The 13,105-nt window shown below is 73.3% G+C and carries 11 protein-coding genes; 3 read left to right on the top strand and 8 right to left on the bottom strand.

Annotated elements, in window-relative coordinates; all coding sequences use genetic code 11:
* Position 1: 1 nt before the first annotated feature.
* The 8 genes from Srubr_RS30665 to Srubr_RS30700 all read right to left on the bottom strand — a co-directional run bounded on the left by Srubr_RS30665 (position 2) and on the right by Srubr_RS30700 (position 10,168).
* Positions 2-160 (bottom strand): DUF6760 family protein, encoded by a 159-nt coding sequence (locus Srubr_RS30665; RefSeq protein WP_167345732.1) that lies wholly within the window; start codon positions 158-160, stop codon positions 2-4.
* The gene (locus Srubr_RS30670) at positions 157-663 is read right to left on the bottom strand and encodes a zinc-ribbon domain-containing protein (protein ID WP_189995182.1); all 507 of its coding nucleotides are present in this window, start codon (positions 661-663) and stop codon (positions 157-159) included. The genes Srubr_RS30665 and Srubr_RS30670 overlap by 4 nt, the downstream gene beginning before the upstream one ends.
* Positions 660-1,100, bottom strand: a complete 441-nt coding sequence (locus tag Srubr_RS30675; protein ID WP_189995181.1) for a phage tail protein — start codon at positions 1,098-1,100, stop codon at positions 660-662. Before Srubr_RS30675 ends, Srubr_RS30670 begins: the two co-directional genes overlap by 4 nt.
* Positions 1,101-1,153: 53 nt before the next feature.
* Entirely contained in the window at positions 1,154-2,713 is a 1,560-nt protein-coding gene (locus Srubr_RS30680; RefSeq protein WP_189995180.1) for a phage tail sheath family protein, read from the bottom strand.
* Between the two features lie 392 nt (positions 2,714-3,105).
* Positions 3,106-5,205 (bottom strand): ATP-binding protein, encoded by a 2,100-nt coding sequence (locus Srubr_RS30685; RefSeq protein WP_373313511.1) that lies wholly within the window; start codon positions 5,203-5,205, stop codon positions 3,106-3,108.
* Between the two features lie 119 nt (positions 5,206-5,324).
* Positions 5,325-6,032 (bottom strand): Pvc16 family protein, encoded by a 708-nt coding sequence (locus Srubr_RS30690; RefSeq protein WP_189995179.1) that lies wholly within the window; start codon positions 6,030-6,032, stop codon positions 5,325-5,327.
* Positions 6,029-9,256 carry a DUF11 domain-containing protein gene (locus Srubr_RS30695; protein ID WP_189995178.1) on the bottom strand — a complete coding sequence of 1,076 codons (3,228 nt, stop codon included), beginning with the start codon at positions 9,254-9,256 and terminating at the stop codon, positions 6,029-6,031. The genes Srubr_RS30690 and Srubr_RS30695 overlap by 4 nt, the downstream gene beginning before the upstream one ends.
* Before the next feature lie 219 nt (positions 9,257-9,475).
* Positions 9,476-10,168 carry a helix-turn-helix transcriptional regulator gene (locus Srubr_RS30700; protein ID WP_189995347.1) on the bottom strand — a complete coding sequence of 231 codons (693 nt, stop codon included), beginning with the start codon at positions 10,166-10,168 and terminating at the stop codon, positions 9,476-9,478.
* A gap of 231 nt (positions 10,169-10,399) precedes the next feature.
* Between Srubr_RS30700 and Srubr_RS30705 the strand changes: the two genes are divergently transcribed.
* The 3 genes from Srubr_RS30705 to Srubr_RS30715 all read left to right on the top strand — a co-directional run bounded on the left by Srubr_RS30705 (position 10,400) and on the right by Srubr_RS30715 (position 12,901).
* Positions 10,400-11,779, top strand: coding sequence for a COG1470 family protein (locus tag Srubr_RS30705; protein WP_229926674.1), 1,380 nt, complete (start codon positions 10,400-10,402; stop codon positions 11,777-11,779).
* Positions 11,780-12,103: 324 nt separating this feature from the next.
* Positions 12,104-12,442 (top strand): MerR family transcriptional regulator, encoded by a 339-nt coding sequence (locus Srubr_RS30710; RefSeq protein WP_189995177.1) that lies wholly within the window; start codon positions 12,104-12,106, stop codon positions 12,440-12,442.
* Between the two features lie 255 nt (positions 12,443-12,697).
* Positions 12,698-12,901 (top strand): cold-shock protein, encoded by a 204-nt coding sequence (locus tag Srubr_RS30715; RefSeq protein ID WP_189995175.1) that lies wholly within the window; start codon positions 12,698-12,700, stop codon positions 12,899-12,901.
* Positions 12,902-13,105: the final 204 nt, after the last annotated feature.

The raw sequence follows: 13,105 nt of genomic DNA on the forward strand, positions 1-13,105 counted from the left end.
CTCAACCGCCTTCGTTCACGCGGGTGTTGATACGGGCGATCTCGGCCACCCACTGCCGTCGTTCGTCATGCGTCAGGTCGAGGACTTCCTCCCTCGACCAGTGGAAGTGATAGGCGATGTACGCGACTTCCTCCCGGAGCCGGGGAAGGGCGTACGTCACGATTCCCCCAGGCGCCCACCCGAGAGGTCGACCTCGAAGCCGCCCTCGCAGTGCGGGCAGGTCACCGCCGCCCGGGTGTGGCCCTCGCTGTTCACACGGCGGTAGAAGTCCTGGAGGAAGGCCACGTCGGTGGCGTACATCCGTTCCACGATCCCGGCGTGCACGTCGGTGATGGTGCCGAGCCGGGTGATCACCTGGCTCAGCAGCACCACGCTCAGGTACGCCGGGTTCTCCTTGACCCGCAGGTCGATCTGCGGGCGCAGCTCGTCCCGGGCCGTGGCCAGGCGCATCGCGCCCTCGCGGTGCACCGTGCCCGCCTCGTCGACGTAGCCGCGCGGCAGCACGAACTCGAACTCGGTGCGCAGCCCGTGCGGTTCCTCGCGGGGCGGCGGGGCCGGAGCGGCGGCGGGGGGTGCCGCCGCCGCCTGCTCGGTCGCCGGGGCGGGCGTCGTCAGTTGGAGGATCTCCTCCAGGTTGCCCGCCGTCACGGTACGACGCCTCATTCGACGATGATCTCCTCGAACACGATGGTGACGGACTCGGTGGCCGCGGCCGACTCGCCGGCCTTGAGGGAGGGGCCCTCCCACTTGGAGGCCCAGCCCTGCATCAGCTGGATCCGGCGGACCGTGTTGCCCTCGGTGTCCTTGATCTCGATGGTGAGGTTCTGCCGGGCGGCGTTCACGGCCCCGTTGTTCAGGGTCTCCTTGATCCAGTTGGTGAACTCGCTGCTCTGGTCGAGTCCCCGGGTGATCGTGATCTCGCCGGCCTGCCGGCCGCCGGGCTGCTTGCGGATGATCTGCTTGCCCTCAGCGGTGACCTGCTTGACCTCGACGACGTCCTCCTCGACGGTCAGCCCGCTGATCTCCTGGATCGATTCGACCAGGTAGCCACCGAGCTGCACGCCGAAGACGTGGGTGGAAAGAGCATCGCCCGTTGCCATGACTGTCTGTCACCTTCCGTTGCTGGACCCGCGGGTCACTGGTCTGGCTCGTCTCACTCGTCGATGAGACTGGTGCTGTCGGAGAACTGGGCCAGCCGGAACACCACGAACTCCGCGGGCTTGACCGGCGAGACGCCGATCTCGCAGACGACCCGGCCCTGGTCGATGGACTCCTGCGGGTTGTTGTCGCGGTCGCACTTGACGTAGAACGCCTCTTCGGCGGTGCGGCCGAACAGCGCGCCCCGGCGCCACTCCTCGGTGAGGAACGCGGTGACGTTGCGCCGGATGCTCGACCACAGCCGGTCGTCGTTCGGCTCGAAGACCACCCACTGGGTGCCCAGGAGGATCGACTCCTCCAGGTAGTTGAAGAGCCGGCGCACGTTCAGGTAGCGCCAGGCCGGGTCGGAGGAGAGGGTGCGGGCGCCCCAGATCCGGATGCCCCGGCCGGGGAAGGCGCGTACGCAGTTCACGCCGATCGGGTTGAGCAGGTCCTGCTCGCCCTTGCTGAGCCGCAGCTCCAGGTCGACCGCGCCGCGGATCACCTCGTTGGCGGGCGCCTTGTGCACGCCGCGCTCGGCGTCGCTGCGCGCCCACACACCGGCGATGTGACCGCTCGGCGGGACGGTGGTGTTGCGTCCGGCGGCCGGGTCGAAGACCCGCACCCACGGGTAGTACAGGGTGGCGTACCGGGAGTCGTAGCCCGCCTCGTCGTTGCGCCAGGCGCGCACCTGCTGGGCGTTGAGCCCGGGCGGGGTGTCCAGGACCGCGACCCGGTCGCCCATCTGCTCGCAGTGCGAGATCACGGCGAGCTGCACGGTGCGCACGCCCTCGGCGTCGATGTCGCCGCGCTGGTAGGCGCTCATCAGGTCCGGCACCGCGACCATGGTGATCTCGTCGATGGTCTCCAGGCCGCCGAACCCGGTGCGGGCCGCGGCGTCGCCGACGTACTCGGACGGGTCGAGGCGGGCCACCGCGCCGGAGCCGGCCGGAGCGGGCGCGGCCGGGGCCTCGGCGAGCGGCACGGTCTGGTTGGCGGGCCGGGACTGGGTGGCGCCCTGCTGCTCGGTGACCTCGATCAGCCGGGAGCCGCGGGCCTGGGTGACCAGGTATCCCTTGACGTTCTTCCGGGTGGAGGCCTCGTAGGTCTCCGCGACCTGGTCGCCCTGGCGGACCAGCAGCTTGAAGCGGTCCTCCGGCGGGTTCTCGCCGTCGGCGTCGGCGATCTCCACCGACACGCCGGTGACGCCCGGCCGGGCCGCGATCAGGAAGCCGCCCAGCTCGGCCGGCTGGGCCGCCCGCGCCTCGCGCCGCCCGCCGGCGCCGGCCGCCGGGGCGGAGGCGTCCTGGGCGGAACCGCCGATGCGCACGATGTAGGCGGCGCCGCCGCCGTTGGCGAAGTAGCCGTAGACCGAGTGGGCCAGGTAGGTGCCCTCGGTGAAGCCGCCGAACAGCTGGGTGTACTGGTCCCAGCTGGTGACCAGCGTCGGGGTGTGGAACGGGCCGGTCTCGGCGAACCCGACGAACGCGGCGACGGCGGTGCCGACTCCTTCGATCGGTCGGGCACCGGACTGCACCTCCTCCACGTACACGCCCGGGGTGAGGTACGTCGGCATGCTCGCTCCTTCGGGGTCCTTGCGGGTGGGTCACCTGTGTCCAGGCCGAGTCTGCGGGGTGGATGCGGCGCGGGGACAGGGACCTGCGGACCCGACCGGGGGCAGGACCGCTGCCTTTCCCATCCCGCCCCGACCGCCCACCCGCCCTCACCCGTTGCCCCGGCTCTGCCCCTACGCCCCTGGACATGCCGGACACCCGGGCGGTGCACTGGGTCGCCGACGGGCCGCTGACGCGGGTCTCGCCGTAGGGGTGCCGGTGCGCTGCCGGGTACGGGTGCGCTGTCGCCGGTCGCGCCCACGCGGCGGAGCCGCATATCGGTACGGCCCGCGCCCCTGGGGAGTTGCGGCGGCCCGTGTCCGAGGGGAACCGCTTCCCCCGGCCCCCCCGCTCCTCAGGCGCGCACGGCCTCCGACAGGTACGGGCCGAACTCGGTCTCCAGGACCAGGCGGCCCAGCTTGCGGTACTCCTGGGCGATCGACGTCACCAGCTGGCTCATGGTGAGCGGCGCGCCGGACTCCGCCGCGAGGTAGGCCGCGGTCACCGCGCAGGCCCGGATCGAGCCGCCGGCCAGTTCGAAGCGGTCGGCGCAGAAGCCGAGGTCCAGGTCGCCGGCCCGGGGCAGGCGGTCGCCCAGGCAGCGTTCCCACAGGGCGAGCCGCTGGCCGGCGTCGGGCACCGGGAAGTCGGCGATCACGTCCAGCCGGCGGGTGAACGCCTCGTCCAGGTTGGCCCGCAGGTTGGTGGTCAGCACCGCGATCCCGTCGAACGACTCCATGCGCTGGAGCAGGTACGCCGACTCGATGTTGGCGTGCCGGTCGTGCGCGTCCTTCACCTCCGAGCGCTTGCCGAAGATCGCGTCGGCCTCGTCGAAGAGCAGCACGGCGTTGACCGCCGACGCCTCGGTGAAGATCCGCTCCAGGTTCTTCTCGGTCTCGCCCACGTACTTGTCGACCACCGTGGACAGGTCCACCACGTACAGGTCCATGCCCAGGTCAGCCGCGACGACCTCGGCGGACATGGTCTTGCCGGTGCCCGACTCGCCCGCGAACAGCGCGATCACCCCGCGCCCGCGTCCGCCGCCGGGCCGCATCCCCCACTGCCCGAGGACCTGCTCCCGGTGGCGGGCGCGCAGCGCGAGTTCGCGCAGCCGCCGGTGGGTGAGCGGCGGCAGCACCAGGTCGTCCCAGCCGACCGAGGGCTCCACCCGGCGGGCCAGCCGGTCCAGGCCCGCGCCGTTCTGGGCGCGCACGGCGGCGCGCAGGTCGTCGGGGTGGACCGGGCGGCCCGCGAGGGCGGCGGTGCGCACGGCCACGTCGGCGGCGCGGCGCACCTGCCCGGAGTCCAGGCGGTGCGCGGCCACCGCACGGGCGAGGTCCTCGGTGTCACCCGGTACCGAGCCGTCACCGGCGGCCCGCTCCAGGGCGTGCCGCCAGCGTGCCGCCTGCCGCTCGGGCGAGGGGGCCGGCACGGTCAGGACGACGGGGGTGTCCGCGGCCCACAGCGGGTCCCAGCCGGGGATGCCGTGGGTCAGCAGCGGGATGCCGCGCAGCGCCGAGCACAGCGTCCGCAGCGTGCGGGCGCGTTCGGCGGGTTCGTCGGGCAGCGCCTCCAGCGGGCCGAGGACCACTCCGGCGCCGGTCAGCCGGGCTTCGAGGGCGGCCACCCGCGCCAGCTCCGGGACGTCGCCGGAGCGCCGGGCGAGCGCCGCCGCGTCCAGCACCAGGGGGCGCAGGCCCGCCGCGCCGAGCGCGGCGACGGCCAGGCCGCCGGTGTCGCCCCGGCCGCGCAGGTGGACCAGGCCGGTGCCGGTCCGGGCGGCCGCCGCCGTGCGGCGCACCGCCTCGGGCTCGGCGGTCGGGTCCTCGCGGGCCTCGTCGAGCACGCCGGCCAGCCGGGCGTCGGGCCTCGCGTTGCCGAGGAGGTGGGCGGTGACCCGGTCGGGGACCACCAGGACGCGGGACAGCGGGGGCCGGTCCGGCTCGGTGACCTCCACCAGGCCGCCCGCGACCAGCGGGGCTCCGGGGGCGAGCCGGAACCGCGCGGGTGCCGCCCCGGCGAGCCCGCACAGCTCCAGGGCGAGTCCGACGGTGGGCCGGCGGCGGGTCAGGTCGTCGTTGAGGTAGCCGTAGAGCCGCTCGAACCGCGCGTCGAGGTCGGGCGCCACCGCGACCAGGAGCAGGTCCAGATCCAGCGGTGACAGCCCGAACCGCGCGGCGAGAGGGGCGAGGACGGAACCGGCCGGCGGCTGCCAGGCGTCGGTGCCGGGCAGGCCGAGCCCGCCCGGCTCGTCCAGGATGCGCGCCGCCGCGTCGGGGGTGAGGTACTGCCCCCGGTACGGGTCGTCGGGGTCGGGGTCCCCGGCCCGCCGCTCCTGCACCGCCCACCGCACCCGCTCCTCCACGGCCCGCAGCCGCTCCCACAGGGCGTCCACCCGGGTGCCCGGCTCCACGGGCGGCTCCACGGGCGGCTCGGCGGCGGCGCGGTGCGACACGGAAGTCTCGGTGCTCTCGGTGCTCTCGGCGGTCTCGCCGGTCTCGCCGGTCTCGGCGGTCTCGGCGGTCTCAGAGTTGTCGCGGGTGTCGATCGTCCCGGTCGTCCCGGTCCTGCGGGTCACGGCTGGCGGTCCCCCCGGTGGCGGCGGCGGGCGGGGGCCGGGCCCCGTTCGCGGGGGCCGGCGAAGCCCTGCGGGCCGGGGTCGCTCACCTCCGTGTAGCGCAGCCTGCGCCCGGGGTCCGCCTGCCCGTCCGCGCGCCGGGCGGCGGAACGTACGACGAGTCCCTCGGTGACCGGCGGCGCGACGGCCGTGACCGCCCCGGCGAGCGGCGCCCGTACCCGTACGCCCAGCGACGCCTTCAGTTCGCCGCCGAGCGCCGACCACACATCGGCGGCGGCCGGTACGTCGGTGGCGGCCCCGGCGACGTCCAGGCCCACGGTCAGGCCCAGTTCGGCGAGCGTGCCGGTGAGCAGCCGCGCGGGCAGCGTGTCGACGGCCACCAGGCAGGAGAGCACCTGCGACAGCAGCCGGTGTTCGTCCTGCGGGCGGCTCGCCCACGCCGTGACCAGGTACGTCAGGTCGAACCAGCGGGGCGGGGTGCGCCGCGCCACGAGCTGCCCGTCCGCGTCGTACACCTCCCCCGCGCCGCTGCCGCGCCGGGTGGCGTCCTCCCGGATGTCGTACAGGAAGGCACACACGGTGGGCGCGCTGCGGCGCGCGGCCCAGTCCCGGGTGGGGGCGTCGAAGACGATCTCGACGCCCGACGCCTCCAGGCCGCACTCGCCGAGCAGCCGGCGCAGCCCCTCGTCGACCTCGTGGATCACCGGCGGGTCACCTCGTCGGGCGGCTGGATGCTGCCGCTGACCACCAGGAAGTCGGTCTGCACCGGGGAGAATCCGGGGCCCTTGGCGATGATGACGCGCGGCCCGGTCTGGTCCTTGGCGAGGATGAGCAGCTGGCCGATGAAGGTGCCGTCGGGCTTGGGGATGGTCGGCGCCGCCGCCGCGGTGATCCCCGGCTTCCAGGTGAAGCGCACCGGGACTCCGGGCGGGAAGTCCTTGCCGCGCACGGAGGTGACGAAGCCGGGCTTGCCGATGTCCGGTACGGCGACGATGCGCGGCTGGAGGATGCGCAGCCGCTGCCGGGCGGTGTTGTCACCGCGGTCGGCGTCCGTGCCGGTGGTGGTGAGCACGCCGGTGACCTGGCCGGTCATCGCCTTCTTGGGGCTGAGGACGACGCGTACGACGGTGCTCGCGCCCGGCTGGAGGTCCGGCAGCGCGCACAGCCAGGAGGCGTCGCAGCCCGGCGGGGGCCCGCTGTCGGGGATGCCGGCGGGCAGTCCGATGCGCAGCCGCAGTCCGGTGGCCAGCGCGTTGCGGCCGTTGCTGACGGTGTACGTCACCACGACCCGTCCGCCGACGTAGCCGGGGTTCGGCTGGGCCGTGACGCGCACGCCGGGCCCGGCCTTCGGCGCCGGCGGCTGCGGCGGCACCGGCGGCACGGTGGGCGGCGGTGTCGGCCTCGGAGTGGGAGCCGGGGGCGAGGTGGGGGTCGGGGTAGGGGTAGGGGTCGGGGTCGGGGTAGGCGTGGGAGTCGGGGTCGGGGTCGGGGTCGGCGGCGGGGGCGTGCGCACCGGCACCACGGTCCGGCCCGCGTTGTCGCTGGGCCGCGGGTCGAGGACCGTACCGTCGACCGACCAGCCGACCGGCGCGTCCCCCGGCGTGACCCCGGTGAGGGTGACGTCCACCGGGACCGTCGTACCGGGCCGCACCACGCCCAGGCCGCACTGGAGGGACGTGGGGACGCAAGAGCCGTCGGGCTTGGTGATCCGGGTGACGGTGACCCCGGCGGGCGGGGCGATGGTGAGCCGGGTGCCGGGAGAGGCGGCGGGGCCGTTGTTCACCACCTCGACGCGGACGGTGGTGGAGTCGCCGACGGTCACGTCCGGGACGGTGCCGGGCGCCCGGACGGCGAGGTCGACGGACTGCTGGACGCTGGGCTCCTTGTGCCGGCCCGGCAGGTCGTTGGTGAGCTTGGTCAGCTCGCCGGTCACGACGTTCAGCACCTTCAGCTTCTCGGGGCTGTTGACCGGCTGGCTGGGGCGGGAGCTGAGCACGAGGGACGTGCCGTCGGGCGTCCAGGCGGCGTCCCGGGGCTGGAACGGGCCGGGGTTCTCCGGCAGTTCGCGGCGGCAGGCGTCGTTCACGTCACGGGCGGAGCCGGGGAGGAGCACCCGGCAGTCCTTGCCGGACACGGAGGTCACGATGATGCCGTTGCGCTCGTCGATCCGGGAGGCATCGTTCTTGCGGTTGAAGGCGATGCTGCTTCCGTCGGGGGAGAACGCGGGGCTGTCGTCGATGACCGCGCAGGTACCCGGGCAGATCCTCTTGCTCAGGTCGTCCTGCTTGCCCAGGTCGTTCACGGGCACGGTCCAGATGTGCTTGCTGCCGCCGGTGCCGTAGACCAGTTCGTTGCGGGTGAAGGCCAGCATCGTGCCGTCGGAGGACCAGGCGGGCTGGGCGTCCTGGCCCTTGAGCTCTTCGTCGGGCGGGACGATCTCGCCGGTGATCCTGCCGGAGGCGACGTCCGCGATGAGCACCTTGCTGGTGGTCGCGGCCCCGTCGGTGCCCGGTGAGATCCGGGTGAAGGCGAGGTACTTGCCGTCCGGGGAGAACGCCGGGTCGGTGTCCCGGTCGCGCGGTCCGCGTCCGTCGAGCTTCAGCGCCTGCGGGTGGGTGCCGTCGGCGTCCGCCAGCCAGATCTCCTCGACGCGGCTGCCACGCTCACCCAGGAAACGGGTCACCACGATCCGGCGGCCGTCCGGTGTGTAGCTCTGCCGCTCGGTCCACGGGTCGTAGTCGGGCCGGGGCTGGAAGAGCGGGTCCTTCTTCGGGTCGATATTGGTGTCGGCCTCAGGGTCCTCGTTCAGGATCGTCAGGTTCAGGTCGCGGGGGTCGGCCCCGTCCGCCCGGATGTCCTGGAGCGTCACGGTGTGCGGGCCGTCGGCCGTGAGGTGCTCCACCACCGCCCGGCCGCCGTCCAGCGGGCCGAGCCAGGCGGGCGAGGAGACGTCCCGGTCCTCGTCCAGCACCAGCCCGGGGGTCCCGGTGTCGTGCCGCTTGGCCCGGAACACGTGGTCGTAGTTGCCCTCGCACTGGCAGGTGATCTCGGGGCTGAGGAACAGCACCTCGTCCCCACCCGGCATCCAGGCCGGGGCGTGCGCCCGCCACTCCTCCCGGCCGCCGCCGAGCAGCGGCCCGTCGGTCGTGCCGGGGCCGTTCGTCTCCCTCAGGTGGGACCGGTCGCCCTTGGTGGCGGTGTACACGATGAGGCCGCGGTGGGCATCGTCGTTCACCGGGTTCCACACCGGCTCGGTGGCCGTGCCGTTCGCGCGTTCGGTGACCCGGCGGGGGGCGGTGTCGCCTTCCAGGGGCCGTACGTAGATCTGCGCTCCGACCGCCGCGTCCTCGTTGCTGGAGTACGCCAGCTGCTTCAGGTCCGGAGAGACCGTCGGGTACGTCTCGTCGGCGGGGGTGTCGGTGAGCTGCTTCAGTCCCTTGCCGTCGGTGCCGATCCGCCACAGGTCGCGCTGTTTCTTGCCGTCCGGGCCACCGGGCCCGGCCGCGTCGAAGACCACGAAGGCGCCGTCCGGCGCCAGCCGGGGGTGGGCCGCGTCCATGCCTGTGGTGAGGCGGGACACCTGGCCGCCCGCGGCCCGCAGATAGATCTGCGGGTCCTTCTCGTCACGGCGGCTGGCGAAGACCATCTGCTCGCCCATGGCGGACGGCTGGATGTCGTTGTGGGCCGGGCCGTCGTCGAACAGCGGGGCGCTCTTCTTGCTGTCGGAGGTGGACGCGCCGAGACTGCGGTGCCGGGTGCCGGCGAACGCGATCCGGGTCTCCGCGGCCGTGGTGGCCACCCGCGGCGAGGCGTCGACGGTGCCGTTCTCGCCGGAGGCCGCGGTCGCGCCGAGCAGGGGGATCAGCAACAGCGCCGTCGCGCCGAGCCGCCCCAGGCGGTACCGCCCGCCGGGGCCAGCGGTTCCCATCAAGGTCCCCCTCGCAGTCTGGTGCGGCAATCCGGGTGTGCCCCCGCCACCCTGTCCCGGGCGCGCGCGGCGCGGGAGGGCGGCGGGGCCATACCCGGGGGAAACACGCGGTGCGCTTTCGGGCAGCGCGTGTTGCCCGGCCGGACGTACCGCCGGATCAGCCCGTTGTGCGGGCGGGCCGTTCCGTCGGATCAACCGTTGTGCGGGCGGGCCGTTCCGTCAGATCAGCCCGTTGCGCAGGGCGTAGCCGACCGCGTGGGCCCTGTTGCGCAGCTGGAGCCGGGTGATGACCTCGTGGAGGATGTTCTTGACGGTCCGTTCGGAGTACGAGGTCTTGCGGGCGATCTCGGCGGTGTCCAGGCCCTCCGACACCATCCGCAGCATGTCCGCCTCCCGGGTGGTCAGCGTGGACAGGGACAGCCCCCGTGGATCGAGCGCCGACCGCTGGAGGCTGCCCACGTGGCTGAGGAGCTTGCCGAGCAGGTCGCCGGGCAGGACACCCTCGCCGTTGGCTATGGCCAGCACGAGCCGCAGCAGCTGGTCCTGGTCGGCCTCGGCGCGCCGCAGCACCGCCGCGACCCCGCACTCGATGACGCGTTGCAGCGAGCCGGAGCCGAGGGTGGCGACCACCAGGCCGGTACGGGTGGCGGTGTTGTGCCGCAGCCGGTGCAGCAGCGCGGCCACGTCGTCGTCGACGTGGTCCACCACCACCAGCGACACCTGGGCCCGCTCGGCGTCGGCGTCGGCGAGCAGGTCGATCTCGGGGCGCTGCCGCAGTTGCTGGACGACGCCCAGGCGCAGCACCGGGTCGGCGGCGTACACGGCCACGGTGACCCGTTCGGAACGGTCGGCGGTCGGGGTGCGGTGCGCGGCCCAGGCCGGGGCCGGCCCAGGGGAGGTGGCGGCGGGCATGGCCGGCCCGGCTTGTTCAGAGCTGGACATAAGGGGTACCTGTCTGATGAGTACTGGTCGGAGGTCGCAGGGGCGGGGACAAGCGCCGCGGTACGGCGCACCCGGGGCAACGGCCGCTCAACGGTCCGCTGCCCTCGGGGAGTTGATGGGTGACCTCAGGGGCACCGGGACTGCCCGGGCATTGCCCTCGCGCTTCTCCTCGCGTGGCCGGGCCCGGTCTACCGTGCTGGCGTGACGCCTTCTGCAGCCGCTTCCAGCCCCGGCGCTCCCGGACTCGACATCCCGGAAGTGACCGTGGCGCCGGGGGACATCGCCACGACCACCGTGACCGTGCGCAATGACAGCGACATCGTCGAGGCGTACAGCCTGGAGATCGTCGGGGACTGCGCCGCCTGGACCACCGTGGAGCCCGCGCGGGTCTCCCTGTATCCGGGCACGTCCGAGACGGTGACGCTCCGGCTGGAGCCACCGCGGTCCCCGGAGGTCCGGGCCGGCGAGGTGCCCCTCGGCGTACGGGTGCTGCCGGCCGAGCACCCCGAGTCGGTGCGCGTGCTGGAAACCACCGTGCGCATCGGGGCGTTCCACGAGCTGCACAGCGAGCTGGCCCCGCGCAGGCGGCGCGGCTGGCTGCGCGGGCGGTACCGGCTGGCGGTGCGCAACCAGGGCAACACCCCCGTGCGGGTCGGCTTCACCGCCGGACAGGCGGGCGAGGAGCTGGCGTTCGCCTTCACCCCGGAGCGGCACCCGCTGGAGCCGGGCGAGTCGGCGGAGATCGGGCTGCGGGTCCGCACCGGCAAGCCGGTGTGGTTCGGCGCCCCGGTGGTGTGGCCGTTCACCGTGGACGCCGCCGAGGTCTCCGAGACCGGTGAGCAGGACGCCCCCCGGCCGGAGGAGCCCCCTGTACGGGCCCCGCTGGACGCCGAGTTCGTCCAGATCCCGATCTTCCCCAAGTGGCTGCTCGCCCTGCTCGCGGCGCTGCTCGCGCTGTTGCTCGCCTGGTTCATGCTGGTCCGTCCGGCGGTGCGCAGTGCCGCCCAGGAAGCGGCCACCGAGGCGGTCCAGCCGCGGCCCACACCCGCCGGGGAACAGGGCGCGGACGGGCAGGCCCCGGGCACCGCTCCCGGCACGGGTACGGGCCCGAACGCGGGTACGGGCACGGCACCCGGCGCCGGTTCCGGGGGCCAGGGCACGGGCGGTCCGGGCGGGACGGGCGGTACCGGCACGTCGGCCCGCAACGGCACCGGGGTCGGCGGCGGACAGATCTCGCAGACCATCGACGTGAAGTCGAACCGCGGACAGACCGTGCCGGGCACCTATCCGGTGCCCGAGGACAGCGTCTTCGAGGTCACGGACATCGTCATCGCCAACTTCCAGGGTGACGAGGGCCTGATGACCATCAGCTTCGGGGACCGCAAGATCACCACCATCGCGCTGGAGACCTTCCGCAACCAGGACTACCACTGGGTGACCCCCATCAAGATCCCCGAGAACGACACCGTGACCGTCGAAGTGACCTGCGAGAAGCCCGGCACTCCGGCCTCCGGGCGCCAGGCGCAGGGGTGCCACGAGGTCGTGAACGTGAGTGGGGTACTCAGCCGTACCGCCCAGTAACTCCAGCCTCATACTCGAAGGCATTGTGGGGCGATATTGGGTGTATCTGCCAAGAGTTTGATCTTGCTACGACCGGAAACAGATGGCAAGAGACCGGAAACCGCCGTTCCGGGGGCCGCGCAGCCTCCCCCGGGGCGGCGGTTCCGCGTGCGCGCGGCGGTGCCCGGCGAGCCGGGCGCCGGCCGCCCTGGACGGTGCCGGTGAGCCGCGCCGGGGCCGCACACCGCAAATCTGTCGCGGCGGCTTCACATACGCGTACGCGCCGCCGTTAGGGTTGGAGGTACCGGGGGACCACACGGACCCCGGCCCCCAACCGAAGGTGCCATGCCCGACAACCCGCCCGCCGGCCATCTGGACGACGACGACTACCCCGCCTACACGATGGGCCGCGCCGCCGACCTGCTCGGCACCACGCCCGCGTTCCTGCGGGCCGTCGGCGAGGCGGGGCTGATCACTCCGCTGCGCTCGGAGGGCGGCCACCGGCGGTACTCCCGCCAGCAGTTGCGCATCGCCGCCCGGGCCCGCGAGCTGGTCGACCAGGGCACCCCCATCGAGGCAGCGTGCCGCATCATCGACCTGGAGGACCGGCTCGGCGAGGCGCTGCGGGACAACGAGGAGCTGCGCAGCCGGCTGGACGGGCCCGGCGTCGGCGACGGCCGCTGAGCACGGCGCGTATCTGTCCTCGCCGCTGAAGAATTGCCCGCAGCGCGCCGAAAGGTTTTCCGGCGGAGCCGCTTGAGGATATCGCCCCCGCCGGGGCCGAAAGACGAAAAAGCTGGGTGCATCGGGCCGGGCCGTGCTACCGTGATAACAGTTGCAGTTTTGATTTCCGGATTTTCCGGCCCCTAAGGGGTGATCATCGCGGCAACTCGTGACCCGCACAGTGCGGGACACGGCATGCCCCTAGGGAGATTCAATATGGCATCTGGCACCGTGAAGTGGTTCAACGCGGAAAAGGGCTTCGGCTTCATCGAGCAGGACGGCGGCGGCGCCGACGTGTTCGCGCACTACACGAACATCGCCACCACCGGCTTCCGCGAGCTTCAGGAAGGCCAGAAGGTTACCTTCGACGTCACGCAGGGCCAGAAGGGCCCGCAGGCCGAGAACATCGTTCCCGCCTGACGCTGACGCGTTCTACGAGGACGGGGCCCGCGCTCTTGGGGTGCGGGCCCCGGTCCGTTTGCCCGGCGGACGCCGGGCCCCCCTTTTACCCGCCGACCGGCCCTCTCCTGGCCTTCCGGCTCTTTCTTCGGCTCATTCTTGTGAATTCTGCCGCGGTTGCGCACCGCCGAAAGGAATTCCTCGACACGTGCCGTGCACATCGAG

Origin of the sequence: Streptomyces rubradiris (assembly GCF_016860525.1) — a bacterium.
GTDB classification, from domain to species: domain Bacteria; phylum Actinomycetota; class Actinomycetes; order Streptomycetales; family Streptomycetaceae; genus Streptomyces; species Streptomyces rubradiris.

Coding starts and splice junctions, on each gene's coding strand:
- Srubr_RS30670 (WP_189995182.1), bottom strand. CDS start 663: ATGAGGCGTCGTACCGTGACGGCGGGCAACCTGGAGGAGATCCTCCAA.
- Srubr_RS30675 (WP_189995181.1), bottom strand. CDS start 1,100: ATGGCAACGGGCGATGCTCTTTCCACCCACGTCTTCGGCGTGCAGCTC.
- Srubr_RS30680 (WP_189995180.1), bottom strand. CDS start 2,713: ATGCCGACGTACCTCACCCCGGGCGTGTACGTGGAGGAGGTGCAGTCC.
- Srubr_RS30695 (WP_189995178.1), bottom strand. CDS start 9,256: ATGGGAACCGCTGGCCCCGGCGGGCGGTACCGCCTGGGGCGGCTCGGC.
- Srubr_RS30700 (WP_189995347.1), bottom strand. CDS start 10,168: ATGCCCGCCGCCACCTCCCCTGGGCCGGCCCCGGCCTGGGCCGCGCAC.
- Srubr_RS30710 (WP_189995177.1), top strand. CDS start 12,104: ATGCCCGACAACCCGCCCGCCGGCCATCTGGACGACGACGACTACCCC.
- Srubr_RS30715 (WP_189995175.1), top strand. CDS start 12,698: ATGGCATCTGGCACCGTGAAGTGGTTCAACGCGGAAAAGGGCTTCGGC.